Annotated in this window: 22 protein-coding genes; 5 read left to right on the plus strand and 17 right to left on the minus strand. The window is 68.7% G+C overall.

Going from position 1 to position 23,891, the window contains the following annotated elements; genetic code table 11:
- The first annotated feature begins 14 nt into the window (after positions 1-14).
- On the plus strand, positions 15-1,298 hold the full coding sequence (locus ASE48_RS26830) for a uracil-xanthine permease family protein (RefSeq protein WP_057170689.1): 1,284 nt from the start codon (positions 15-17) through the stop codon (positions 1,296-1,298).
- On the opposite strand, the gene ASE48_RS26835 is transcribed toward ASE48_RS26830, so the two are convergent.
- The 13 genes from ASE48_RS26835 to thiO are packed head-to-tail and all read right to left on the minus strand — an operon-like array spanning position 1,234 to position 13,577.
- Entirely contained in the window at positions 1,234-2,259 is a 1,026-nt protein-coding gene (locus ASE48_RS26835) for an NAD(P)/FAD-dependent oxidoreductase (RefSeq protein ID WP_057170218.1), read from the minus strand. The two genes, ASE48_RS26830 and ASE48_RS26835, sit on opposite strands and share 65 nt — an antisense overlap.
- Positions 2,256-2,750 (minus strand): isoprenylcysteine carboxyl methyltransferase family protein, encoded by a 495-nt coding sequence (locus ASE48_RS26840; RefSeq protein ID WP_057170219.1) that lies wholly within the window; start codon positions 2,748-2,750, stop codon positions 2,256-2,258. Before ASE48_RS26840 ends, ASE48_RS26835 begins: the two co-directional genes overlap by 4 nt.
- 4 nt (positions 2,751-2,754) lie before the next feature.
- The gene (locus tag ASE48_RS26845; RefSeq protein ID WP_156409391.1) at positions 2,755-3,822 is read right to left on the minus strand and encodes a type III polyketide synthase; all 1,068 of its coding nucleotides are present in this window, start codon (positions 3,820-3,822) and stop codon (positions 2,755-2,757) included.
- A 60-nt stretch (positions 3,823-3,882) separates the two neighbouring features.
- The gene (locus ASE48_RS26850; RefSeq protein WP_057170221.1) at positions 3,883-6,012 is read right to left on the minus strand and encodes an MMPL family transporter; all 2,130 of its coding nucleotides are present in this window, start codon (positions 6,010-6,012) and stop codon (positions 3,883-3,885) included.
- A 20-nt stretch (positions 6,013-6,032) separates the two neighbouring features.
- Positions 6,033-6,293, minus strand: coding sequence for a hypothetical protein (locus ASE48_RS26855; protein ID WP_057170222.1), 261 nt, complete (start codon positions 6,291-6,293; stop codon positions 6,033-6,035).
- 6 nt (positions 6,294-6,299) lie between these two features.
- The gene (locus tag ASE48_RS26860) at positions 6,300-7,694 is read right to left on the minus strand and encodes a M28 family peptidase (protein ID WP_057170223.1); all 1,395 of its coding nucleotides are present in this window, start codon (positions 7,692-7,694) and stop codon (positions 6,300-6,302) included.
- Entirely contained in the window at positions 7,691-9,199 is a 1,509-nt protein-coding gene (locus tag ASE48_RS26865; RefSeq protein WP_057170690.1) for a M28 family metallopeptidase, read from the minus strand. The genes ASE48_RS26860 and ASE48_RS26865 overlap by 4 nt, the downstream gene beginning before the upstream one ends.
- Before the next feature lie 19 nt (positions 9,200-9,218).
- Entirely contained in the window at positions 9,219-9,965 is a 747-nt protein-coding gene (locus tag ASE48_RS26870; protein WP_057170224.1) for an ABC transporter permease, read from the minus strand.
- Entirely contained in the window at positions 9,962-10,846 is an 885-nt protein-coding gene (locus ASE48_RS26875) for an ABC transporter ATP-binding protein (RefSeq protein ID WP_057170225.1), read from the minus strand. Before ASE48_RS26875 ends, ASE48_RS26870 begins: the two co-directional genes overlap by 4 nt.
- Positions 10,843-11,601, minus strand: a complete 759-nt coding sequence (locus ASE48_RS26880) for an SGNH/GDSL hydrolase family protein (RefSeq protein WP_235571560.1) — start codon at positions 11,599-11,601, stop codon at positions 10,843-10,845. The genes ASE48_RS26875 and ASE48_RS26880 overlap by 4 nt, the downstream gene beginning before the upstream one ends.
- Entirely contained in the window at positions 11,598-12,362 is a 765-nt protein-coding gene (locus tag ASE48_RS26885; RefSeq protein WP_057170226.1) for a thiazole synthase, read from the minus strand. The genes ASE48_RS26880 and ASE48_RS26885 overlap by 4 nt, the downstream gene beginning before the upstream one ends.
- The gene (gene thiS, locus ASE48_RS26890) at positions 12,355-12,552 is read right to left on the minus strand and encodes a sulfur carrier protein ThiS (protein WP_057170227.1); all 198 of its coding nucleotides are present in this window, start codon (positions 12,550-12,552) and stop codon (positions 12,355-12,357) included. The genes ASE48_RS26885 and thiS overlap by 8 nt, the downstream gene beginning before the upstream one ends.
- Positions 12,549-13,577: a glycine oxidase ThiO gene (thiO, locus tag ASE48_RS26895; RefSeq protein ID WP_156409392.1), complete on the minus strand. Its 1,029-nt coding sequence runs from the start codon at positions 13,575-13,577 to the stop codon at positions 12,549-12,551. The genes thiS and thiO overlap by 4 nt, the downstream gene beginning before the upstream one ends.
- Before the next feature lie 93 nt (positions 13,578-13,670).
- Here thiO and thiE point away from each other — a divergent pair, with 93 nt between their 5' ends.
- Positions 13,671-14,342, plus strand: a complete 672-nt coding sequence (gene thiE, locus ASE48_RS26900; protein ID WP_057170228.1) for a thiamine phosphate synthase — start codon at positions 13,671-13,673, stop codon at positions 14,340-14,342.
- Here thiE and ASE48_RS26905 read toward each other — a convergent pair.
- Positions 14,314-14,793, minus strand: coding sequence for an NUDIX hydrolase (locus tag ASE48_RS26905; RefSeq protein WP_057170693.1), 480 nt, complete (start codon positions 14,791-14,793; stop codon positions 14,314-14,316). The two genes, thiE and ASE48_RS26905, sit on opposite strands and share 29 nt — an antisense overlap.
- A gap of 86 nt (positions 14,794-14,879) precedes the next feature.
- On the opposite strand from ASE48_RS26905, the gene glnX reads away from it, so the two are divergent.
- Genes glnX through ASE48_RS26920 form a run of 3 tightly spaced genes read left to right on the plus strand, consistent with a single transcriptional unit; the run spans position 14,880 to position 19,398 of the window.
- The gene (gene glnX / locus ASE48_RS26910) at positions 14,880-16,199 is read left to right on the plus strand and encodes a protein kinase G-activating protein GlnX (RefSeq protein WP_057170229.1); all 1,320 of its coding nucleotides are present in this window, start codon (positions 14,880-14,882) and stop codon (positions 16,197-16,199) included.
- Positions 16,199-17,155, plus strand: a complete 957-nt coding sequence (locus tag ASE48_RS26915) for a glutamate ABC transporter substrate-binding protein (RefSeq protein ID WP_057170230.1) — start codon at positions 16,199-16,201, stop codon at positions 17,153-17,155. The genes glnX and ASE48_RS26915 overlap by 1 nt, the downstream gene beginning before the upstream one ends.
- Complete coding sequence (locus ASE48_RS26920) at positions 17,155-19,398, plus strand: serine/threonine-protein kinase PknG (protein ID WP_057170231.1); 2,244 nt, start codon at positions 17,155-17,157, stop codon at positions 19,396-19,398. Before ASE48_RS26915 ends, ASE48_RS26920 begins: the two co-directional genes overlap by 1 nt.
- Here ASE48_RS26920 and ASE48_RS26925 read toward each other — a convergent pair.
- The 3 genes from ASE48_RS26925 to ASE48_RS26935 are packed head-to-tail and all read right to left on the minus strand — an operon-like array spanning position 19,395 to position 23,886.
- The gene (locus ASE48_RS26925) at positions 19,395-20,498 is read right to left on the minus strand and encodes an acetate kinase (protein ID WP_057170232.1); all 1,104 of its coding nucleotides are present in this window, start codon (positions 20,496-20,498) and stop codon (positions 19,395-19,397) included. The genes ASE48_RS26920 and ASE48_RS26925 overlap by 4 nt on opposite strands.
- Positions 20,495-22,615, minus strand: coding sequence for a phosphate acetyltransferase (pta, locus tag ASE48_RS26930; RefSeq protein WP_057170233.1), 2,121 nt, complete (start codon positions 22,613-22,615; stop codon positions 20,495-20,497). Before pta ends, ASE48_RS26925 begins: the two co-directional genes overlap by 4 nt.
- The gene (locus tag ASE48_RS26935) at positions 22,612-23,886 is read right to left on the minus strand and encodes an aspartate aminotransferase family protein (RefSeq protein WP_057170234.1); all 1,275 of its coding nucleotides are present in this window, start codon (positions 23,884-23,886) and stop codon (positions 22,612-22,614) included. The genes pta and ASE48_RS26935 overlap by 4 nt, the downstream gene beginning before the upstream one ends.
- Positions 23,887-23,891: the final 5 nt, after the last annotated feature.

Raw genomic sequence — 23,891 nt, forward strand, 5'->3', positions numbered from 1 at the left:
CGACACTCGTGACCATGCTGCGCTGGAAATATGTGGGACCCGATGCCGACGTCGTCGCGCCCGATGAACGACTGAGCTGGCCGCGCACTCTCGGGATCGGCGCCCAGCACGTGGTCGCGATGTTCGGGGCGACGTTCCTGGTGCCGGTGCTGACCGGCTTCCCGCCCGCCACCACCCTGCTGTTCTCCGGTCTGGGCACCATCGGATTCCTGCTGATCACCGGCAACCGGCTGCCCAGCTATCTGGGCTCGAGCTTCGCGGTGATCGCCCCGGTCACCGCCGCGGTCACCGCGCAGGGCACCGGCAGCGCGCTGGGCGGCTTGATCGCGGTCGGGCTGCTGCTCATCCTGATCGGTGCGGTCGTGCACCTGATCGGCACCCGCTGGCTGGATCTGACGCTGCCCCCGGTCGTCACCGGCGCCATCGTCGCACTGATCGGGTTCAACCTGGCGCCTGCGGCGAAGACGAACTTCGAGCAGGGACCGCTGGTCGGCCTGGTGACCCTGGTGCTGCTGGTCGGGGCACTGGCGTTCTTCAAGGGCCTGATCGGCCGCCTGGCGATTTTCCTGGCGGTGGTGATCGGGTATCTGCTGGCACTGGCCCTCGGCGAGGTGGACACCGCGGCGATCGCCGACGCGGCCTGGATTGGGCTGCCCGAGTTCCAGACCCCGACGTTCAGCCTCGCCGTGCTGCCGCTGTTCCTGCCGGCGGTCATTGCGCTGGTCGCCGAGAACATCGGCCACGTGAAGTCGGTGGGCCAGATGACGGGCACCGATCTGGACCCACTGATGGGCAGGGCTCTGGCCGCCGACGGTGTGGCCACCGTGCTCGCCGGCGCCGGCGGCGGTTCGGCCACCACCACCTACGCCGAGAACATCGGCGTGATGGCCGCGACCCGCATCTATTCGACGGCCGCCTACTGGGTGGCCGCCGTGGTCGCCATCGTCTTGTCGTTGTGCCCCAAGGTCGGTGCCACCATCTCGGCCATCCCGCCGGGCGTGCTGGGCGGGGCGACCATCGTGCTTTACGGTCTGGTCGGGGTACTCGGCATCCGGATCTGGCTGACCAACCAGGTGGACTTCTCCAAGCCGGTCAACCAGATGACCGCGGCCATCCCGTTGATCATCGGGATCGCCGACTTCACCTGGCAGGCAGGCTCGTTGACGTTCACCGGCATCTCCCTGGGCGCCATCGCGGCACTGGTCGTCTACCACGGGATGACCGGGCTCGGGGCTATTCGCCGAGAGCGTTCACCACAGCCGAGAACACCGCAGGAAGCGCCGCCGACACCGGAGTGATGGCGGCGCGCACCGGCCGAATCCCGGTGGCGTGCAACAGCCCCGCGGTCAGCAGCCGGTAACGCCGGGTCAGCAACCGCCACTGCCGGTCGTAGTCCCCGGTGCGGTCGGTGACGATGCAGTCCACCAGCAGTTCGGCCGCGCCGAAGGCCAGCCCCATCCCTTCACCGGTCAGCGCATCCACATAGCCGGCGGCATCACCGACCAGCAGCACCCGCCCGGCCGTGCGGTGCCGCACCTTCTGGCGCAGCGGTCCGGCGGCGCGGTCCTGCCCGTGCGGCAGATCGTGCAGCCGGTCCATCAGCGCCGGGAACTGGCGCAGGTGTTCCTCGAAGCCGCCGCGGGTGGACTTGAGAATCGCGACGCCCACAGAGTCATCGCTGACCGGGGTGATGTAAGCCTCGGTGTCGCGGCCCCAGTGCACTTCCACGCAGTCCGACCAGGGTGCGATCTGGACATGACGTCTGATGCCCCAGCGCCGCCGCTGCGGTTCGGGCGCGGCCAGGCCCAGGGCACGGCGGATCGGTGAGTGCAGACCGTCCGCGGCGGCCAGGTAGCGGGCCCGTAATCCCGCGGCGCTCACCGAGGTCGCGTCCTGGGTCACCTCGCCGACCTCACCGTGCACCACCTGCACCCCGGCGTCGGCGACGGCCTTGGACAGGGCGTCGTGCAACACGGTGCGGCGCACCCCGCGGCCCGGACCGTTGGCGAAACGGGCCTCGGCGGTGCGCCGGCCGTCGAGGTAGCGGATGCCATAGAAGTTCCGGTACGGACGTCCTTCGAATCCCACCCCGAGCCGGTCCAGATGGGCCAGGGAGTGCGGCATCAGACCCTCACCGCAGGCCTTGTCGATGGGCCCGCGCCGGTGCTCGACGACGACGACCTCGAGGCCGGCCCGGGCGGCGTGCGCGGCGGTGACCAGCCCCGCCGGCCCGCCTCCGGCCACCAGCAGATCGATCACGACAAGCTCTGTAGTGCTTCGTCCTCGACCCGGATCCGGGTGCGCAGCAACAGCGCGTTGGCCACCGAGAACACCCCGGCGGTGATCCAGGCGCCACCCACCAGAGGCAGCGCGGCTCCCTCCAGGATCACGGCCACGTAATTGGGATGCGGCACAAGGCGATACGGACCGCCGACGATGCGCGGCGCGCCCGGCACCACGACCACCCTGGTGTTCCACTGCTTACCGAGCGTGGTGATGCACCACCAGCGCAGTGCCTGGGCGGCCAGCACCACCCAGAACGCCGGCCAGATCCAGCGCCTGCGGGTACGCGCCTCCAGCACGGCTCCGGCCAGCAGTCCGGTGTGCAACGCCACCATCACCGGGTAGTGCCCGGCCCCGAATTCACGGCCCCCGTTGGCCTTGCTCCATTCCAGGTTGCGTTTGGACACCACCAGTTCGGCCACCCGCTCGACCGCGACCAGCAGGATCAGTGCGACGAAAGCCCTCATCGCGTCAGCGCCACCGCAGCAGCACGAGTTCGGAGCAGAAGCCCGGACCCATCGCCATCAGCACACCGGGCGTGCCCGCGGCCGGCCGTTTGCGGATGGTGTCGCGCAGCACGTGCAGCACCGACGAGGAAGACAGGTTGCCGATCTCGGCGAGCGACTGCCAGGTGAGGTCGAGGGCGTCCGCTGGTAGCGACAGCGTGTCGATGATGGCCTCGATCACCTTCGGGCCACCCGGATGGCTGACCCAGGTGCCGATATCGGGGACCGTGAGGTCATGTGCGCCAAGGAATTCGGTGACATCATCGCCGAGGTAACGGCCGACGAAGGACGGCACCTCGGCGCTGAGCACGATCTCGAATCCCTTGGTGCCGATGTCCCAGCCCATCGCGTGTAGCGAATCCGGGTACAGGTGGCTGCGTGAGTCCAGCACATCCGGTCCGACCGGGTTCAGCTGCTCGGCCCGCTCCTCGCCGACGGCCACCACGGCCGAGGCGCCGTCGCCGAACAGCGCACCGGCCACCAGCGTCGGCATGGAGGGATGATGTTTGCGCGTCAGCGAGCACAACTCCACCGACACCAGCACCGCCACCTTGTCGGGCGCACCGCGCAGGTAGTCGTGCAGCCGCGCGATCCCGGCCGCACCGGCCACACAACCGAGCCCGAAGATCGGGATCCGGCGCACATCGGGGCGCAACCCGAGCCTGCCGGCGATCCGGGCATCCAGGGAGGGCACCACCGCACCGGTCACGGTGGTGGTGACGATCAGATCGACATCTTCGGGTTTGAGCCCGGCCTCGTCGAGTGCACCCGCCAGCGCAGCGCAACCGAGTTCGGTTGCGTGCTCGATGAACAAATTGTTCGCCTCACCGAAATCGGTCAGGGTCGCATACTCCTCCAGCGGCCGGACCAGATACCTGCTGTTCACCTTGGCGCTCTTGTGCAGGCCACGAACGGCGTCTTCGAGACCCTCGTATCCGGGCAGGGCGAGTAGCGCTTCGGTGATCTCGTCCTGAGTGTACCGGTGTGGGGGCAGCACCCCGTGCACACCGGCGATCGTGCTGTAACTGGGCATTCCGGCGAGATTAGTGGCCATACCCTGATTACGGGGTGCTACGCCCTTCGGTTCAATCCGTCAGTGATTCAATCCGATCCGCTCATGCAATCGGGCCAGCGGCCTGGGCGCCCACCAGTTCCACCGGCCCATCAACTGCATGAATGCCGGTACCAGGACCATCCGCACCAGCGTGGCATCCATCAGCACCGCCAGCGTCAGCCCCAGACCGAACATCCGCATGAATGACACATTTGCCGCAATCAGCGCGGCAAACGAGATCGACATCACAAGTGCCGCAGCGGTAACCACGCGACCGGTACGCGCCAGGCCCAGCGCCACGCTCTCCCCGACATCGGCCGACGTGCGCCCCGAGGCCAGCCAGTACTCGCGGATACGGGCCAGCAGAAACACCTCATAGTCCATCGACAACCCGAAGGCGATACAGAACAACAGCACCGGGATGTTGGCGACCAGCGTGCCCGTGGACGTGGTGCCCAGCGCGCCGAGGTGCCCGTCTTGGAAGATCCACACCATCGCACCGAAAGTGGCAGTGAGCGACAACATGTTGAGCACAAGCGCTTTCAGCGGGAGCACCACACTGCCGGTGAGCAGGAACAGCAAACAGAACGTGATGGCCGCGATCAGACCGAGCACCAGCGGCAGCTTGTCGGCGATGGCGTCCACACTGTCCCGGTCGGTCTGCGCCACCCCGCCCAGCAGGACCTGCCGGCCATCCGGGCCGGTCACCTCGTGCAGCCGGTCCAGCTGTGCCGACGACGCCTCGGAGAACAACGGTGCCGAACTGGACACCCGCAGGAACATGCTGCCGTCGCGTTCCACCGGCGGTGAGACCGCCGAAACATCGTTCACCGCGGACAATTCCGCCATATAGCGGTCCAGGTCGGCGCGCGTCAGCCCGGCCGAATCCGGGAGGACGACGGTGACATCGGTCGCCGAGTTGTGGGCGAAGTCCTGCCTCAGCCGGTCCCCCACCTGATGGGCCGACGCGGTGGGCGGCAGCACCCGGTCATCGGGGAAACCCCACTTGACCCCGGTGAACGGCAGGCCCAGCAGGACCAGCAGCACCACCACCGCCAGTCCGATCGGCACGGCCCGGCGCAGCACGAATGTGGTTGAGCGGTACCAGAACTGTTGCTCGACCGGGCGCCCGCCGGGCTTGGTCCTGCCGATGCGGTCGCCGAGCAGCACAATGGCCGCCGGGGTGAGCACCAGCGCCGCGACCGCCGCGAACACCACGGTGGCCACACCGGCGTAGGCGAAGGATTTGAGGAAGTACATCGGGAACAGCACCAGCGTGGACATCGGTAACGCCACCGTCGTCGCCGAGAAGACGACGGTGCGCCCGGCCGTCACCATCGTGCGCACCAGCGCGTCCTCACGGGAGGCTCCGTCGGCGAGTTCGTCACGGTAGCGGCTGATCATCAGCAACGTGTAGTCGATGGCCAGCGCCAGACCCATTGCCATGCAGAGATTCAGGGCGAACACCGACACATCGGTGGCCATGGTGATCAGCCGCAGCACCGCCAGCGACCCGAGGATCGCCATCACACCGACCACCACCGGTACCGCGGCGGCGAGCAGGCCCCCGAACACCCACACCAGCACCAGGAAGCTGAACGGGATGGCGATCGACTCCATCACCAGCAGGTCGCGCTGCGACTGCTCGGTGATCTGGGTGTTCACCATGGCCAGCCCGCCGGCCTGCACGCGCACCCCGTCCCGGTCGTGCACCAGGGTGTCGACGAGGTCCTTGGCGTTGTTCTGGGCGTACTTCTCGCCCCCGCTGATCCCGGCGACGATCAGGCCTGCGCTGCCGTCCCGGCTGAGCAGCGCGGCGGGTTGTGGAACGGTCCACGCCGAACTGACGTCGGCCACATGCTCGGATTCCTGCAGTGCCGTGACGATCTCGGTCCCGACCCGGCGGGCGTCGGGGTTCATGGCGCCGTCCGGGTCCGACACCACGATCAGCAACTGCATATCGCCCTGGTCGAACCTGCCGGTCAGCAGTTCGGCCGCCCGGCTGGATTCCGCGTGGGGATCCTGGAATCCGCCGGCGGTCAGCTTCTGGGTGACCGGGACACCGAAGATCGCCGCGGCGACCGCGAGGAAAGCGGCGACGGCGAGAATCCGTCGGGGGGCGGCGATGGCCAGATGAGCGAGGCGTTCGAGAACGCCGGGTTTTTCCACCGGCTCATGGTGCCCGATGGCTACCCGTCCTGGGTCTCCACGTGGGCCCGGATGCGGCCCTGTTCGTCGAGCCAGCCCTTGGATCCCGCGTAGGAGATCATGCCCGCCAGTTTCTGCTGCCAGTCCGGGTCGTCGGCGCGCCCGGCCAGTGCGGTCAGGTCAGCGGGATCCACCCACGAGTGCGCCGTGGTGACGACGACGACCTTGAAGGAGGTGAAGTCCTCGGGTTCGACGACCTCGACGAGCGGCGGGGTGGCGCTGGGATCGATACGCAGGTACATGTGTCCTCATCCTCGGCGATGCCGGGCGTCCCGGGCCGGGACACCGTTGACGCCCTCGATCGAATGCGCGTAGGTGCCGATGGCGAAGGCCAGGGCCGGGCCGGTGATCGACAGGGCGCGGTGGTCGACGTTCTCGATGTCGTCGCGGGCGGTGCCGTGATTGGGGTCGAAGGCGACCCCGGCGCGCCCACCCCAGAGCCGGGCCTGCACAGCGCTCTTCTGCTGGGTCGATCCGGTGGTGAGGCCGCCGACGGGCACGCCCGCGGTCAGGAACGGGCTGTAATCGCCGGCGTTGTCCAGCGGGATGTCGGCGGGCCGGACACCGGCGAGGTTCAGGTAGCCGGCCAGGGTGCGTTCGATCCCGGCCGAGCCCTCGGGTGCCTCGTTGACCGCCGCGGACTGGTCTCCGTCATAGGTGAAGAAGCCGGCGTTCTGCGAGCCGAGCATGTCCGCATCCAGGTAGGCGGCGATATCGCCGAGCTGGCCTGCGTCCAGCCCGGACACGTATTTGCCTGCCGCGCCCAGACTCTCGGATCCCCAGAAGGCGAAACGGACGGCGTTACCACCCGCGGGAGCCGACCCCAGCGCCTCGGCGATGCTCAGCAGCGCGGCCACGCCGGTGCCGTTGTCGTTGATTCCGGGGCTGCGTGGCGCGCTGTCCAGGTTGGCGCCGGCCATCACCACATTGGCGGTGTCGCCGGTGGTGGTCTGGGCGATGACATTTCGCGATCTGGCCACCGACGCCTGGGCGTCGAGGGTCAGCCGGACTGCTGCGCTGGTGCGGCGCAGGGCGGCATCGGTGGTGCGGTCGATGACGGCGACCGGCAGCGTGAGCTTCTGGTAGTAGCCGGGCTCGAACAGTCCCTTGGTGCCGCCGGCGCTCACCACCAGCAGCCCGACGGCGCCCTTGGCGACCGCCGCGTTCTGCTTGACCACCACCGAACATCCGGTGTCGTCGACGATCGCGAGCGCACCGCGCACATCGCCGTAATCCGCCGCCGCGCAACCGGCGGGTTCACCCGGCCGCAGCGACGGCCCGCTGATGCCGCCGCGCGGGGTGCCGGCCAGCGGGGATGCCTGCGTGACGGGATAGCTGCGGCCGCCGATCTGCAGGGTCGGCTTTCCCGGGTCGCCCATCTTCAACCATTCGAAATCCGGTGTGCTGACCTGGAATCCGCCGTCGTTCAACACGCCGGCGATGTAGTCGACGGTGGCCTCGTACCCGGGTGTGCCCACCGACCGGATCCCGATGCCATTGAGCTCCTCGAGGTGGGCGAAGATGGCATCGGCGTTCACCTTGCCCGCGAGGTCGCGCGCCGGGTCGGTGGGCGCGGGTTCGGTTGGGGCCGAACAGGATGCCAGCATCAGCGCAGCGGCGGCCACCGCCAGCGCTCGTCTCATGAGGCGGACTGTGCGTGCCGGGTGCGGTCCTCGCGCACCGGAACTCCGTTGCGGCCGCTGATGTCCTGAGCGTAGAGAGCTGTCGAGTAGCCGACGCCGCGACCGAGGATCTCCAGCGCGGTGCGGTCGATCTGGTCGAGGGTGTCGGTCTTCTTGTGATAGTTCGGGTCGAACGGCTGGTCGGCCTTTCCGCCCCACAGCTCGGCCTCCTCGGCGGTCATGTTCTCCTCGGCACCGGAGAACAGTCCACCGGAAGGGATGCCGGCCTGAGTGAAGGCGTCGTAATCGGAGCGCCCGTCGAAGCTGGTGTCCCTGGCGGGCTTACCCGTGCCGTCGAGGTACCCGACCAGCATGCGCTCGATCCCGGCGGAGCCCTCCGGCACCCGCGGGACACTGCCGTCGGCCGCCGGTGGCGCGGACTGGTTCCCGTCGTAGGTGAAGTACCCCGGGTTCGGCGAGCCCACCATATCGAAGTTCAGGTACAGCGCAATGTCTTTGAGTGCGTCGGCATCCAGCTTGCCGATGTAGTCCGACGAGCCGAGCAGGCCGAGTTCCTCGGCGCCCCAGAATCCGAAGCGGACTGCGTTCTCGACATCCGGCGAGCTGCCCATCTGCAGCGCGGTCTCCAGCACCGCGGCCACTCCCGAACCGTTGTCGTTGATCCCCGGCCCTTCGGGCACGCTGTCCAGGTGGGCGCCCACCATGACGACGTTCTCGGTGGATCCGGTCTTGGTCTGGGCGATCACATTGCTGGTTTTCTTGACGTTGACACCGGCCTTGAGTGTGACAGTGGCCTCGCCGGGGTTGGCGCGCAACCGGGCGCCCTCGGCCTTGGTGATGGCCAGGACCGGGATCTTGACGGCGGTCTTGCTGCCGAGGGTGCCGCCGAACTCCTCGACGGGGCGGTCCTCGTTGTCGGCGATGAGCAGTGCCACTGCGCCGCGCTTGGCGGCGATGCCCGCCTTGTCGCCGAACTGGCACGTGCCGCGGTCCACCAGCACCACCGCGCCCTGCACCGGCAGGCCCTCGTAGTCGGCGTCGGCGCAGCCCGGGCTCTCGTCGGCGGGTGCGGCCACCAACGGGCCGGACACCCCCTGCGGCTCGGTGCCGACCGTGAAGGACATGCCCTTGGCTGCGACCTTGCTGCCCGCCACCGTCACATCGGGCTCCTCGGCGAACGGCAGGCGCACCTCGAATTCTTCGGTCTTGGCGTCGAAACCCTTGTCACGCAGCAGGTTCGCCACATAGTCGACGCTGGCCTGATACCCGGGGGTGCCCATCGCACGGTTACCGCCGTGCTGGTCGGCGATCTCCTGCAGGCGGGTCAGGTGCCCCATCATGGCGTCGACGCCGAGGCTCTGACCGATCTTCTCGGCGTACTCCGTCGCCGAACTGCCGGGTTCCGACGGTGACGCGGTATCGGCGTCCTTGCCGCATCCGCTGACACCCACGGCGAGGGCGGCCACGGACAGCATGGCCACCAGGGACCGTGATCTGAACTGCATGAGCCCCACGGTAGCCGACTCAGGGATCGCGTCGGGCAACGATGCCGACAGCTGTGGCGAACACCGCCACCGCCACCGCGGCGAAGTAGACGGCCGAGCCCAGCGGGCCCCACCACATTGAAAAGGTCTGCAACCACGCTATTTCGGTGAACGCGTTGGCGTTGGCGAACGGTAGCAGCGGGCCCACCCTGGATCCGACACCCGGGATGGCCCCGAGCAGCGGTTCCAGCACGAACGGCATCAGCAGCAGGATCGCGACGACGGCGGCGCTGTGCCGCACCCACGCGCCGAGGCCCACCGCCAGCAGCGCGGCCAGCACCGCGTACAGCGTCACCACCCCGACGGTGCGCCACGGTGCGAAGTCGGTTAGTGCAAGCTGCACACCCTGGCGCTCATCGAGCATCGCCCGCACCAGCACCAGCGAACCCAACGACATGACCGCGGCGAGCGCCCCGGAGAACACCATGCTGACAACGGCTTTCGCGACGAGCACCCGGGATCGTCGCGGTGTCGCCATGAACGTTGTGCGGATCATCCCGGTCCGGTACTCCCCGGTGACGGTCAGCGCGGACAGGATCATCAGCACCGGGACGCCGAACATCGCCACCCCGAGCACCGCCCGGTCCGGGGTCACCACGCTGTAGGGCAGTGCCGCCGCGGCCTGGATGGCGGCCAGGCCCAGGCTGATCACGACCACGGTGAGCGCCAGCCACAGCGGTGACCGGGTGCTGGTGAGTTTGATGCGCTCGGCGTCGATGGTGCTCATGAGCCGGCCCGGTACTGCACGGCATCGTCGGTGAGGTTCATGTAGGCCTCCTCCAGGGAGGCCCCCTGCGCGGTGAGTTCGTGCAGCACGATGCCGTGCGCCGCGGCCAGGTCACCGACCTGTTCGGTGCTGGTGCCGTCGACCAGCAGTGCCGCACCCTCGCGGCGGGCTCCCGGTAGCAGCGCGGCCAGTTGGTCGATCTGCGGGCTGCGCACCCGGACCGTGTCGGCCTGATTCAGGAATTCGGTCATGGTGGTGGCGGTGATCAGCCGGCCCCGGCCGATCACCAGCACCCGGTCGGCGGTGTTGGCCATCTCGGCCAGCAGGTGACTGGACACGAACACGGTGCGGCCCTCGGCGGCAAGCCTCCGCATCAGGGTTCTGATCCAGCGGATACCTTCGGGATCCAGCCCGTTGACCGGCTCGTCGAACAGCAGCACCTGCGGGTCGCCCAGGAGTGCGGCCGCGATGCCGAGGCGCTGCAGCATGCCCAGCGAGAACGCGCCGGCCTGCTTCCCGGCCGCCTCGGTCAATCCGACCTCGGCCAGCACCTCGTCGACCCTGCGTTCCGGAATCCGGTTGGTTGCCGCGATCCACCGCAGGTGCGAGCGTGCGGTCCGGTTCGGGTGCACCTGCCGGGCATCGAGCAGCGCGCCCACGGTGCGCAGCGGGTGCTTGTGCTCGTGATAGGGCCGGCCGGCGACGGTGACGGTGCCGGCACTGGGCCGGTCCAGCCCGACGATCATCCGCATGGTGGTCGATTTGCCTGCCCCGTTGGGCCCCAGGAACCCGGTCACCACCCCGGGTTCGATGGTGCAGGTCAGCTGGTCGACAGCCCGGACAGAGGCGAAAGTTTTTGTCAGCCCTGTCAGTTCGATCACGCTGCGAACTCTGCCACGATCAGGTCGGCCACCGCACGCATGCCGTCGGCGTTGGGGTGCAGCGGCGCGGTGTGGCCGGGGATGGGCACCGGAAACCTGCTCGGCAGGTTCGTCCAGGGCTGTGCCGACCACGGGTGGTGCTCGCGACTGGCCTGCCCGGCCCGCACCACGGCGGCACCGGTGACCTCCGCCGCGGCGGCGGTGAGACGTTCCAGTTCAGCGGCGATGCGTCGGCCCAGGGCGGTGTCGCCCGCGGACAGCGGTGGTGCCGCCCCGCGCGGCGGCAGCAGGGTCAGGTAATCGACGAACATCACCCGCGCCTGCGGTGCGCGCCGCCGGATCAGCCGGCCGACCTCGATCAGCTCGTCGGCCACCGCGCCCAGTGCCCGCTCGCGTGCGCCGGCGTCGCGCATACCGCGCAGCGGCGGCAGCCACCGCAACGGGGCGGGCAGCGCGGCGGCGCACAGCATCGGCACGTAGCCGACGTCGTTGCCGCCGATGGTGACCGTGACCAGCGCCTCGGATCCGTCGAGCGCATCGACCTGGGGCGGTTCGCCGTGCTGCGGGTCGGTCAGCACGTGGGCGGTGGTGGCCCCCGAGTAGGTGACGTCGACCAGGTCGAGGTCCAGGCGTTGCGCGACAAGGTGCGGGTAGTTGCGCTGTGAGCGCATCGCCAGCAGGGGCGACCCGGGCACCGTCGGGGGGATACCGGGGCCGGCGGCCATCGACGAGCCCAGCGCCACGTACCGGGTCACGGGATGGCGGGGCTCGATGCCTGCGCCCAGAAACGCTTCGGGATCCGCCCGGCGTGCCGGGCCAGGTGTCCTGCGGTGACGGCGGCCGCCATGGCCGCGGCCATCGCGGCCGGGTCGGCGGCGCGGGTCACCGCGGTGGCCAGCAGCACGGCGTCGCAACCCAGTTCCATCGCCAGCGCGGCGTCGCTGGCGGTGCCGATGCCCGCGTCCAGGATCACCGGGACGTTCGCCTGGTCGACGATCATCTCGATGTGGTGCGGGTTCGCGATACCCAGACCGGTGCCGATGGGTGAGCCCAGCGGCATGACGGCCGCGCAGCCGGTGTCCTCCAGCCGGCGGGCCAGCACCGGATCGTCATTCGTGTAGGGCAGCACGATGAAGCCGTCGTCCACCAATTGTTCTGCGGCCTTGACCAACTCGATCGCGTCGGGCAGCAGGGTGCGTTCGTCGGCGATCACCTCCAGCTTGACCCACTCGGTGCCCAGCGCCTCGCGCGCCAGCTGGGCGGTGAGCACGGCCTCGGCCGCGCCGCGGCAGCCGGCGGTGTTCGGCAGCGGGGTGATGCCCAGCGTGTTGAGCAGATCCAGTACGCCGGTACCGGATTCGGCGTCGACCCGGCGCATGGCCACGGTGGTGAGTTCGGTCCCGGAGGCAATCAGCGCCTCCTCCAGCACCGCCAGGTTCGCCGCGCCACCGGTGCCCATGATGAGCCGGGAGCCGAACTCCCGGCCCGCGATCGTGAGTTTCTTGCTGTCAGCCACCCTGCACCGCCGTCACCACTTCCACCCGGGCGCCGACGGCCAGCGCGGTGTGCCACGACGACCTGGGCAGCACCTCCCAGTCCACCGCGACGGCGATGCCCTTGTCCGGAAAACCCAACTGGTTCACCAATTCCTCGACCGTGGTGCCGTCGGGCACCTCGGCTTCCTCACCGTTGACCAGCAAGATCATGTTGCCCCTCTGCGTGCTACAAGTTCCGTGGCGATCCGCTCCGCCGTCCATGGCGCCAGCAGAAAACCGTTGCGTCCGTGACCGGTGGCGGCCAGCGTGCACTCGTCGAGCCTACCGACCAGCGGCAGCCCGTCCGGCGTCATCGGACGTAATCCGGCCGCACACTCGGCGAGTTCGTACTCGCCCAGCGCGGGCATCACCGCGCAGGCATCGTCGAGCAGATCACGCACCCCTCGGACCACCGGGGCGGTGTCCCGGCCGTGCTCGTACTGGGTGGCACCCACCACCACCCCGTCTCCGCGCGGCACCAGGTACACCGGCCTGCCGTGCACGCGGGCCCGAACAACGCGCTGCGGCAACGGCATACAGCCCTTGCGCCAGCGCAGCCGAAGTACCTCGCCCTTGACCGGGTGCACCGCGAGACCCGGCCACAGGGTGGGCGCGTCGATCCCGTTGGCGATCACCCGCTGATCGGCGTCCACCGCGGCCAGATCCTCGACCGGCGGCGCCCACTGCACGCCCAGTTCCTCGCAGGCCTGTTCCAGGGCGGCCACCAGAGCCCGATTGTCCACGGCCAGTTCGGTATCGGCGCGGAACCCGTGCCGGATGCCCTGGGCGAGCAGCGGCTCGACATCGCGGGCGGACGTCGTCACCGTGACCGGGTGCCCCTGCTCGGACAACCAGTCGGCCACCGTCTTGAGGTCCGCGACGTCGGCCCGGTCGACCGCCACCACCAGCGATTCGTGGGCGGTCACCACCTCGGCGGGCAGCCCGTCCAGGAATCCGGCATGCCAGAGCTTGAGGGATTCGAGACCGATCGCCAGCAGGGCGTCCTCCCCCGGCCAGCCCTCGCTGTGCGGGGCCAGCATGCCGCCGGCCACCCAGGAGGCGCCACGTGCCTCGGTCCGGTGCACGCGCACCGACCAGCCGTCCTGCGCGGCGCGGCGCGCCACCGACAGGCCGATGACACCGCCGCCGATCACGGCAAGAGATCCCGCCACCATTTCCTCTCCCTTCGCCGGCATGACCCGGATCAGGTGCGACGGTCAGGGCCGGTCGTGCGCCCACTCTCAGTCCCCGGTCCCGGGACTCCCGTGTTCAGCTGTCAGGATACTCGGGTGTCCGATCCCCTCGAACGCCTCGCCTCAGCTTCTCTCTACCTGTGCACCGATGCCCGGCGTGAACGCGGCGACCTGGCCGAATTCGCGGACGCGGCGCTGGCCGGCGGGGTGGACATCATCCAGCTGCGCGACAAGGGGTCGGCGGGCGAGCGGCAGTTCGGCCCGCTGGAGGCCCGCCAGGAACTCGATGCGCTGGCGGTGCTGGCCGATGCGGCACGCCGCCACGGCGCGCTGTTCGCGGTCAACGACCGCGCCGACATCTCGCGGGCGGCGGTTGCCGATGTGCTGCACCTCGGCCAGGACGACCTGCCGCTGGACATTGCGCGCGACGTCATCGGCCCCAGACCGGTGATCGGGCGCTCCACCCACGATGCCGGTCAGGTCGGGGCGGCGATCGACGAGGCGGTGGACTACTTCTGTGTCGGGCCGTGCTGGCCCACCCCGACCAAACCCGGGCGGACCGCGCCGGGACTGGATCTGGTCCGCCACGCCGCGGCGCTGGCACCGGACAAGCCGTGGTTCGCCATCGGTGGAATCGACGGGCAGCGGCTGCCCGAGGTGTTGGCAGCCGGCGCTCGCCGCATCGTCGTGGTGCGGGCCATCACCGCAGCCGAGGACCCGCAGGCCGCGGCTCGCAGCCTCAAGGAATCAGTGGGATTTCAGCCGTAACCGTGCGCAGCCGCTCCCAGCTGGCGGCAAAGCCGGGATGCAACGGCAGCTCGGACACCTCGTGCTCGGGCACCCAGCGCAGCTCGGAACTCTCCCGGTTCGGGATGGTGTGCAACTGCTCGGCGGCATCGGCGATGACGGTGGTGTAGCTCCAGCCGGGCACCTCGTGGGTGACGACGCAGACCCGGACGGTCATCTGGACGGCCTGCACACCCGCCTCCTCGAAGGCTTCCCGCACCGCGGCCTCTTCGACGGACTCGTGGCTGTCGCGGGCTCCGCCGGGCAGTGCCCAGGTGCCACCCTGGTGGCTCCACGGGGCTCGATGCTGCAACAGCACGGCGAAGGTACCGTCGGGACCGGGCGCGCGAAGCAGCAGTCCGGCCGCGCCGTGACGTCCCCAGAAGTGGCCGCCGCCGTCCGAAACCACCCAACCGTCACCGTCACCGCGCACGACATCAGAATAGGGGCTCGCGAATTCCCACACGTCACTCCAATGTCTCTTAGACTTCTTAGAAACGGGAGGAGGTCGGCCAACACGTGACCGTGGAGTTGGCGCACCCGTCGACCGAACCGCTGGCTTCACGTTCGCCGACCAATCCCGTGCACCCGCGCTGGTGGTTCCTGTGGACCACACCCGGGCGCATCCTGACCATCGGTGTAGTGCTGTCCGCGCTCGTGATCGCGTGCGCGTTCGCGACATCGACGACGATCAACGACCGCCAGGAAGCGCTCACCACGGTGCTCGACCACAGCGAGCCGCTGGCCTTCGCCGCCGGTCAGCTCTACACCACGCTGTCGGTCGCCGACGCGGCCGCCGCGACCGCCTTCATCGCGGGCGCCGAACCCCAGGATGTGCGGCAGCGCTACGAACAGGCCATCACCGACGCGTCGGTCGCCGTCACCCGCGCCTCGGCCGGGCTGACCACCGAGCCCATGATCGAAATGCTGGGCCGGGTCAACGCCGAACTGGCCGTCTACACCGGCCTGGTCGAAACCGCCCGGACCAACAACCGCGCGGGCAATCCGGTGGGTTCGTCCTATCTGTCCGAGGCGTCGGCCCTGATGCAGTCCAAGATCCTGCCGGATGCGCAACGGCTCTACGAGGCGACCTCGGCGCGGGTGGACGCCGAGACCACCGCCTCCACCCGCATCCCGGCGCCGGTCATCCTGGTGGTGCTGGCCACCGTCATGTTCGGGCTGTTCGCCAACAGGTGGCTGACCAAGCGGACAAGGCGGCGGGTCAACATCGGTTTCGTGGCGGGCGGGCTGGCCGTGCTGATTATGGTGGTGTGGGTGGGCACCGCACTCGTCATCTCCACCTCGGACAGTCGCAGCGCCAAAAACACTGCGGCACAATCGCTCAAGACGGTGACGACGATGGCCATCACCGCGCAGCAGGCCCGCGCCGACGAGACGATCGCCCTGGTGCGCCGCGGCGACGAGGACGTCCGCAAGCAGTCCTACTACCAGCGCATCGACAGCATGCAGCAGCAGCTGAACACCTTCTTGAACGCCGACAACGGCATCGACAAACAGGACCTGTCCGGCGCCGGAGATCTGCTGCGCAAGTGGCGGGCGTCCAATGACCGGATCAACGCCTACATCTCCGTCGGCGACTACCAGGCCGCCACCCAGGTGGCGCTGGGCACCGGTGAGGACAACTCCACGCCGGCGTTCAGCAGCCTGGACGCCGCGCTGGCCAAGGCCATCGAGGAGAGCCGCGGCCAGTTGCGCACCGATATCGTCAACGCCCGCCGGGTGCTGTCGGGGGCGACCGTCGGCGCCGCGGCGCTCAGCGTCCTTGCGGCCTTCGCGGTGGCGCTCGGGCTGTGGCCGAGACTCAGCGAGTACCGCTAGTGAGAAAACTCTGGGCTCTCGTGGCTGCGGCGGCGGTGCTGACCGGCTGCCAGCAGGCCTCCACCGTCGATCCGATTCCGGCGGTGACGCTCTCCCCGCCCACCCCGGCCGGAATGGAGCAGGCCCCGCCGGAGGAGATCCCCGCCCTGCCCGACAACTCCACCTGCGACCGCACCGCGAGCCTGCGCCCCTTCCCGAACCGGGCCCAGGCCGAGGATGCGGTGGAGAACATCCGCAACCGCGGCCGGCTGATCGTGGGACTCGACATCGGCAGTAACCTGTTCTCCTTCCGGGACCCGATCACCGGTGAGATCACCGGGTTCGACGTCGACATCGCCGGTGAGGTGGCCCGCGACATCTTCGGCACCCCATCGCAGGTGGAGTACCGCATCCTGTCCTCGGCCGACCGGATCGAGGCGCTGGAGAACAATCAGGTCGACATCGTGGTGAAGACCATGAGCATCACCTGCGAACGCCGCAAGCAGGTCGACTTCTCCACCGAATACCTGTCGGCGAACCAGCGCATCCTGGCCCCGCGCGACTCGATGATCCGGCAGGCCGGCGATCTGTCCGGCAAGCGGGTGTGCGCGGTGAAGGGCACCACGTCGCGCAAACGCATCCAGCAGATCCAGCCGCCGGTGAACCTGGTGGATGTGGTGACCTGGGCGGACTGCCTGGTGGCGCTGCAGCAACGGCAGGTCGACGCGGTCAGCACCGACGATTCGATCCTTGCCGGTCTGGTGAGCCAGGATCCGTATCTGCACATCGTCGGCCCCAGCATGAATCAGGAGCCCTACGGGATCGGGGTCAACAAGAACAACCCCGGCCTGGTCCGGTTCGTCAACGGCACCTTGGAGCGCATCCGGCGCGACGGCACCTGGAATACGCTGTACCGCAAGTGGTTGACGGTGCTGGGTCCGACGCCGGCACCCCCGGTGGCGAGGTATTCCGACTGATGAACGACGACAACGACCCCGGCACCCAGCCCGCCGCACTGTCCGATCTCGAAGATTTCGACGAGGATTCGGTCGCGACACTGCGCCCGATGGCCACCCAGGCCGTGTACCGACCCGATTTCGAGGACACCGACCGCGCCGCCACGGTGTCCACCGAGCCGTCCGAGAGCATGACCACGCTGACCCGGCCGCGTTCCACCATCCGCCGCATCGGTGGCGGCCTGGTCGAGGTGCCCCGAGTCTACGAGCGCGATCCGCTGACCGCGTTGATGACCAATCCGGTGGTGGCCGAGGCGAAACGGTTCTGCTGGAACTGCAACCGGCCGGTGGGGCGCGCCTCCAAGGACGGGCCCGCCCGCTCCGAGGGCATCTGCCCGCGCTGCGGCAGCCCGTTCTCCTTCCTGCCGCAACTCAGTCCCGGGGACATGGTCATCGACCAGTACCGGATCAAGGGTTGTATCGCACACGGCGGTCTGGGCTGGGTGTATCTGGCCTTCGACACCAATGTGAACGGCCGACCGGTCGTCCTCAAGGGTCTGGTGCATTCCGGTGACGCCGAGGCACAGGCCACCGCGATGGCCGAACGGCAGTTCCTCGCCGAGGTGACCCATCCCGCGATCGTGAAGATCTTCAACTTTGTCGAACACGACGACAAACACGGTGAGCCCGTCGGGTACATCGTGATGGAGTACGTCGGCGGCACCTCGCTCAAACAGCCCAAGGGCGTCAAACTGCCGGTGGCACAGGCGATCGCGTACATGCTGGAGATCCTGCCCGCACTCGGCTATCTGCACTCCGTCGGCCTGGTCTACAACGACCTGAAACCCGAGAACATCATGGTCACCGCGGAGCAGCTCAAGCTCATCGACCTCGGCGCGGTGTCGCGGATCAACTCGTTCGGATACCTCTACGGCACACCGGGTTACCAGGCACCGGAGATCGTGCGCACCGGGCCCACGGTGCAGACCGACATCTACACGGTGGGGCGCACGCTGGCGGCACTCACCCTGAACCTGCGCACCCGCAAGGGCCGCTACGTCGACGGCCTGCCCGAGGATGACCCGGTGCTGGCCAAGTACGACTCGTTCGCCCGGCTGCTGCGCCGCGCCATCGACCCGGATCCGCACCGCCGCTTCGCCAGCGCCGACGAGATGTCGGGCCAGTTGCTGGGAGTGCTGCGCGAGGTGGTGGCCCAGGACACCGGGGTGGCCCGCTCGGGCCTGTCGACGGTGTTCAGTCCGCCGCGGTCCACCTTCGGCGTCGAGCTGCTGGTCGCGCACACCGATGTGTACCTGGACGGTCAGGTGCACTCGGAGAAGCTGACGGCCCCGGAGATCGTCAAGGCCCTGCAGGTGCCGCTGGTCGACCCGGCCGATGTCGGCGCGCCGATCCTGTCCGCCACCGTGCTCAGTCAGCCTGTGCAGACGCTGGATTCGCTGCGCGCGGCGCGGCACGGCACGCTGGACTCCGAGGGTATCGATCTGTCCGAGTCGGTGGAACTGCCGCTGATGGAGGCGCGGGCGCTGCTGGACCTCGGCGATGTCGCCAAGGCCACCCGCAAGCTCGACGACCTGTTCGAGCGGGTCGGGTGGCGCTGGCGGCTGGTCTGGTTCCGTGGCGTGGCCGCCCTGTTGACCGCCGACTATGACACCGCCACAAAGTATTTCACCGAAGTGCTGGACACACTGCCCGGTGAGCTGGCACCCAAACTCGCGCTGGCCGCCACGGCCGAGCTGGCGGGCAGTTCCGATGAGCGCCGGTTCTATCAGACGGTGTGGCGCACCGACAATGGTGTCATCTCTGCCGGATTCGGGCTGGCCCGGGCGCAGTCCGCGGAGGGTGAGCGCGACGACGCGGTCCGGACCCTCGACCAGGTTCCCCCCACCTCAAGGCATTTCACCGTCGCGCGGCTCACCAGTTCGGTGACACTGCTGTCCGGACGGTCCATCAGCGAGGTGTCCGAACAGCAGATCCGCAGTGCCGCAAGGCGGGTGGAGGCGCTACCCGAAAGCGAGCCCCGGGTGCTGCAGATCCGGGCGCTGGTGCTGGGTACCGCGATGGATTGGCTGGCCGACAACACCGCCAGCACCAATCACATCCTCGGGTTCCCGTTCACCCAGCATGGTCTGCAACTCGGCGTGGAGGCATCGCTGCGCGGGCTGGCACGGGTCGCCCCGACGCAGGAGCATCGGTACGCGCTGGTCGATCTGGCCAACAGCGTGCGGCCGACCAGCACGTTCTAACCCAAGACGTCCACACACGCCCGCGCAATGGCCAGCTCTTCATCGGTCGGGATGACCAGCACCGTGACCGGCGACCGCTCCACCGAGATGCGCCGCGGCCCCCGCTCGGACGCGGTGTTGAGCTGCTCGTCCATCTCGATGCCCAGGGTGACCAGACCGGAGAGCGCATCGCGGCGCACCGCGGCATCGTTCTCCCCGACACCGGCGGTGAAGGTGATGACATCGGTCTTTCCGAGCACGGCCAGGTAGGCGCCGATGTACTTGCGCAGCCGGTGGATGTAGACGTCATAGGCCAGTTGCGCAGCCTCGTCGCCGGCATCGATGCGCTTGTGCATAGCCCGGAAGTCGATTTCGCCGCCGAGTCCGAACACACCGGACCGCCGGTTGAGCATGGTCTCGATGTCCTCGACGCTCATCTTCGCCGTGCGCCACAGGTAGGTGATGACACCGGGATCGATGTCCCCTGACCGGGTGCCCATGACGAGCCCCTCCATCGGGGTCAGGCCCATGGAGGTGTCGATGGGACGCCCACCGGCGATCGCCGAGGCCGAGGCACCATTGCCCAGGTGCAGCACGATCTGGTTCAGCGACTCCCACGGTGCGCCCAGGAACACCGCGGCCTGTTCACTGACGTAGCGGTGTGAGGTGCCGTGGAAGCCGTAGCGGCGGATGTTCCAGGCATCGGCCACCTCCCGATCGATCGCGTATTCGGCGGCCGCGGGCGGCAGGTCGTGGAAGAACGCGGTGTCGAACACCGCGACATGGGGCACCTCCGGTAGCACCTTGCGCGCTTCCTTGATGCCGAGCACGGCCGGCGGGTTGTGCAGCGGGGCCAGCGGCGACAGTTCCTCGATGGTCGCGATGGTCTGATCGTCGATCAGGGTCGGCCGGTGCAGTTTGTTCCCGCCGTGCACGACGCGGTGCCCGACCGCCAGCAAGCCGTCCAGGCTGGGTAGCGCCGCGAACACCTCACCCAGCGCCTGCTGGTAGTCGGTCACCCGCTCGATCACGCCACTGGCCAGCGAGGTACCCGAATCAGGCTCCAACAGATCGTATTTCACCGAGGAGGAGCCGCTGTTGAGCACCAGCACCGTGGTCACTGCCCGGCCGCCTGGATCGCGGTGATCGCCACGGTGTTCACGATGTCCTCCACCAGCGCACCCCGCGAGAGATCGTTGACCGGCTTGTTGAGGCCCTGCAGCACCGGACCGATCGCGATGGCCCCGGCGCTGCGCTGCACGGCCTTGTAGGTGTTGTTGCCGGTGTTGAGGTCCGGGAAGATCAGCACGGTGGCCCGGCCGGCCACCTTCGAATCCGGCATCTTGGTCTGCGCGGTGGACGGATCCACCGCCGCGTCGTACTGGATCGGGCCCTCCACCAGCAGTTCCGGTTCCCGCTGGCGCACCAGTTCGGTTGCCGCCCTGACCTTGTCGACGTCAGCTCCGGTACCGGAGCTGCCCGTGGAGTAGGACAGCATGGCGACCCGAGGGTCGATCCCGAACTGCGCGGCGGTCCGCGCCGAGGAGATGGCGATGTCGGCGAGCTGCTCGCTCGTCGGGTCCGGCACGATCGCGCAGTCACCGTAGGCGAGTACCCGGTCCTCCAGGCACATCAGGAAGATGCTGGACACCGTGTTGACCCCGGGCAGCGTCTTGATGATCTCGAAGGCCGGGCGGACGGTGTGCGCGGTGGTGTGCCGGGCACCCGACACCATGCCGTCGACCATGTCGTTGTGCACCAGCATGGTGCCGAAATACGAGACGTCGGAGATGGTTTCACGGGCCTGGTCGACGGTGACACCCTTGTGGCTGCGCAGTTTCGCGTACTGCTCGGCGAACTGGTCACACAGTTCGCTGGTGCGCGGGTCGAGCACGGTGGCGGCGGTCAGGTCCACGCCGAGTTCGGCGGCCCGGGCCCGGACCGTCTTCTCCTCACCGAGAATGGTCAGGTCGGCCACCCGGTGCGCCAGCAGGCGCCCGGCCGCGCGCAGGATCCGGTCGTCATCGCCCTCGGGCAGCACGATGCGCTGCACATCGGCGCGGGCCGTGTCGATCAGCTGGTAGGTGAACATCTGCGGTGTGGTGACCGTGGGGATCGGAATCGACAGGGTGTCAATGAGATCCGCGGTGTCGACGTGTTGCTCCATCAGCGCTAGCGCGGTGTCGACCTTGCGATGGGAGTCCACCGTGACCCGGCCGCGGGCCGACGCGACGGCGCGTGCGGTGTCATAGGTGCCCAGTTCGGTGCTGATGATCGGCAGCCGCGTGCCCAGGCCCGCCACCAGCCGGGCGACCTCCGGGTGCAGCGGCAGACCGCCGTTGAGGATCACGCAGGACAGCGACGGAAACCCGGCCGCCGCATGCGCACCCATCACCGCCATCACCACATCGGAGCGGTCGCCGGGGGTGATGACGGCCATCCCGTCCTTCAGGCGTTCCAGCACGTGCTCGGCGGTCATCCCCGCCACCAGGACACTCAACGCCTCGCGGATCAGTGACTGCTCGTCACCACCGGTGAGTTCGCCGTGCACCGCATCGCGCAGCTCGGCCACCGACGGCGCCACCAGCAGCGGCTCCTCGGGCAGGACGTAACTCTTCGGGCCGAGCGCGCGCAGTGCGTCGGCCACGGCCACAAGTTGTTCGGGATCGCAGCGGTTGGCCACCACGGCCGCGGTGTGTGCGTGCTGGGAGGCCAGTTCCACCAGGCACACCTCGACGACCTGTGCGACCTCCGCGGGTGTGCGTCCCTGTGCCTTCACCGCGAGCACCACGGGTGCGCCGAGGTTCACCGCGATGCGGGCGTTCACGCTCAGTTCACTGGGCGCCGCCACATCGGTGTAGTCGCTGCCGACGATGAGGACCGCATCGGAGCGGTCGGCGACCCGGTGGAAGCGGTCCACGATCTCGGCGATGGCCGCCTCGGGGTCCTCGTGGAGCTGCTGGTAGCTGACACCGGCGCATTCCTCGTAGGAGAGTCCGGCGGTCGCCTGGGACAGCAGCAGTTCCAGGATGTAGTCGCGTTCGCCCTCGGCGTCATCCTGGGGCGAGCGAGGCGACGGGGAAGAATCACGATGTTCCAGTCGGGTGATGGGCCGGAACACCGCAACCCTGGCGACGGAGGCGGCCAGCTTGTGCAGAATGCCCAGTGCGATGGTGGATTTTCCGGTGTCACCCTCGGGTGACGCTATGTAGATGGCCGAAGCAGCATGCGCGGTCACTCGGCCAAGCTTGCCAGCACCTCACCGAGTTCGGCAACGAAGCGGTCCACGTCGGACATCGAGAACACCATCGGCGGTCTGATCTTGAGGACATTGCCGTCCCCACCGCACACCGATATCAGCACCCGCCGTTCCCGCATGGCGTTCACGATCCACCGTGCCGTCGCGCGATCCGGCAGGCCGGCATCGTCGAGCACCTCCACCCCGAGGTACAGCCCGGCACCGCGCACCTGCCCGATGCGGGGATGGCCGGCCGCCAGCCGGGCCACCTCGGCACGCAGGTCGCCACCCACGGTGGCGGCATTGGCGATCAGGCGTTCGCGTTCGATGACGTCCAGAACGGCGGCCGCGGCCGCCATCGACACCGGGTTGCCCCCGAAGGTGTTGAAGTACGGCACACCGGTGGCGAAGCCGGCGAGTACATCACCCCGGGCCGCCATGGCGGCCACCGGCAGCCCGTTGGCCATCGGCTTACCCATGGTCACCAGGTCGGGCACCACACCGTGTCGGGTGAAGCCCCACATTCCCGCGCCGGTGCGGCCGAACCCCGGTTGCACCTCATCGGCGATCAGCACCCCGCCGGCGGCCCGGACCGCCGCCACCGCCGGCGCCAGCACCAACGGGTCCGGGTAGATGCCGTCGGAGGAGAAAATGGTGTCGACGATCAGCGCGCTCACGCCGAAACCGCTGTCTTGCAGGTCGGAGATCGCCGCGGCGATCTCGGCGCGCTCCAGCCGCGGTGACACCGTGCGCACATGGCGCCCCAGCACGGTGCGCCCTCCGATCGAGGGCGAGATCGCCGTCACCGCTTCGGTATTGCCGTGGTAGGCCTCTTCCGTGACGATCACGCCGGTGGCGCCGGTGTGCATCGCCGCGACCCGCAGCGCGAGATCGTTGACCTCGGAACCGGTGCAGGCGTACATCACCTGATCGATGGCGTCTGGCATGGTGGACAGCAGCCGCTGCGAGTAGTCGACGATGCCCTCGTGCAGGTACCGGGTGTGAGTGTTGAGGGTGCTCAACTGCCTTGTCACCGAATCGATCACGTGCGGGTGGCAGTGCCCGACGCTGGCGACGTTGTTGTAGGCGTCGAGGTAGTCATTGCCCTCGGCGTCGTAGAGCTTCGTGCCGAATCCCCGCACCAGATGCACCGGCTTGTCATAGAACAGCCGGTACGCGGGACCCAGGACCCGGTCACGGGCAGCTATCAGGGGGTCGTGCAGCTGACCACCCTGATAGCTGTTGGAATCCATGATGTTGGAGAAAGGCATGATTC

This window comes from Mycobacterium sp. Root265 (assembly GCF_001428895.1).
In the GTDB taxonomy this organism is placed as follows: domain Bacteria; phylum Actinomycetota; class Actinomycetes; order Mycobacteriales; family Mycobacteriaceae; genus Mycobacterium.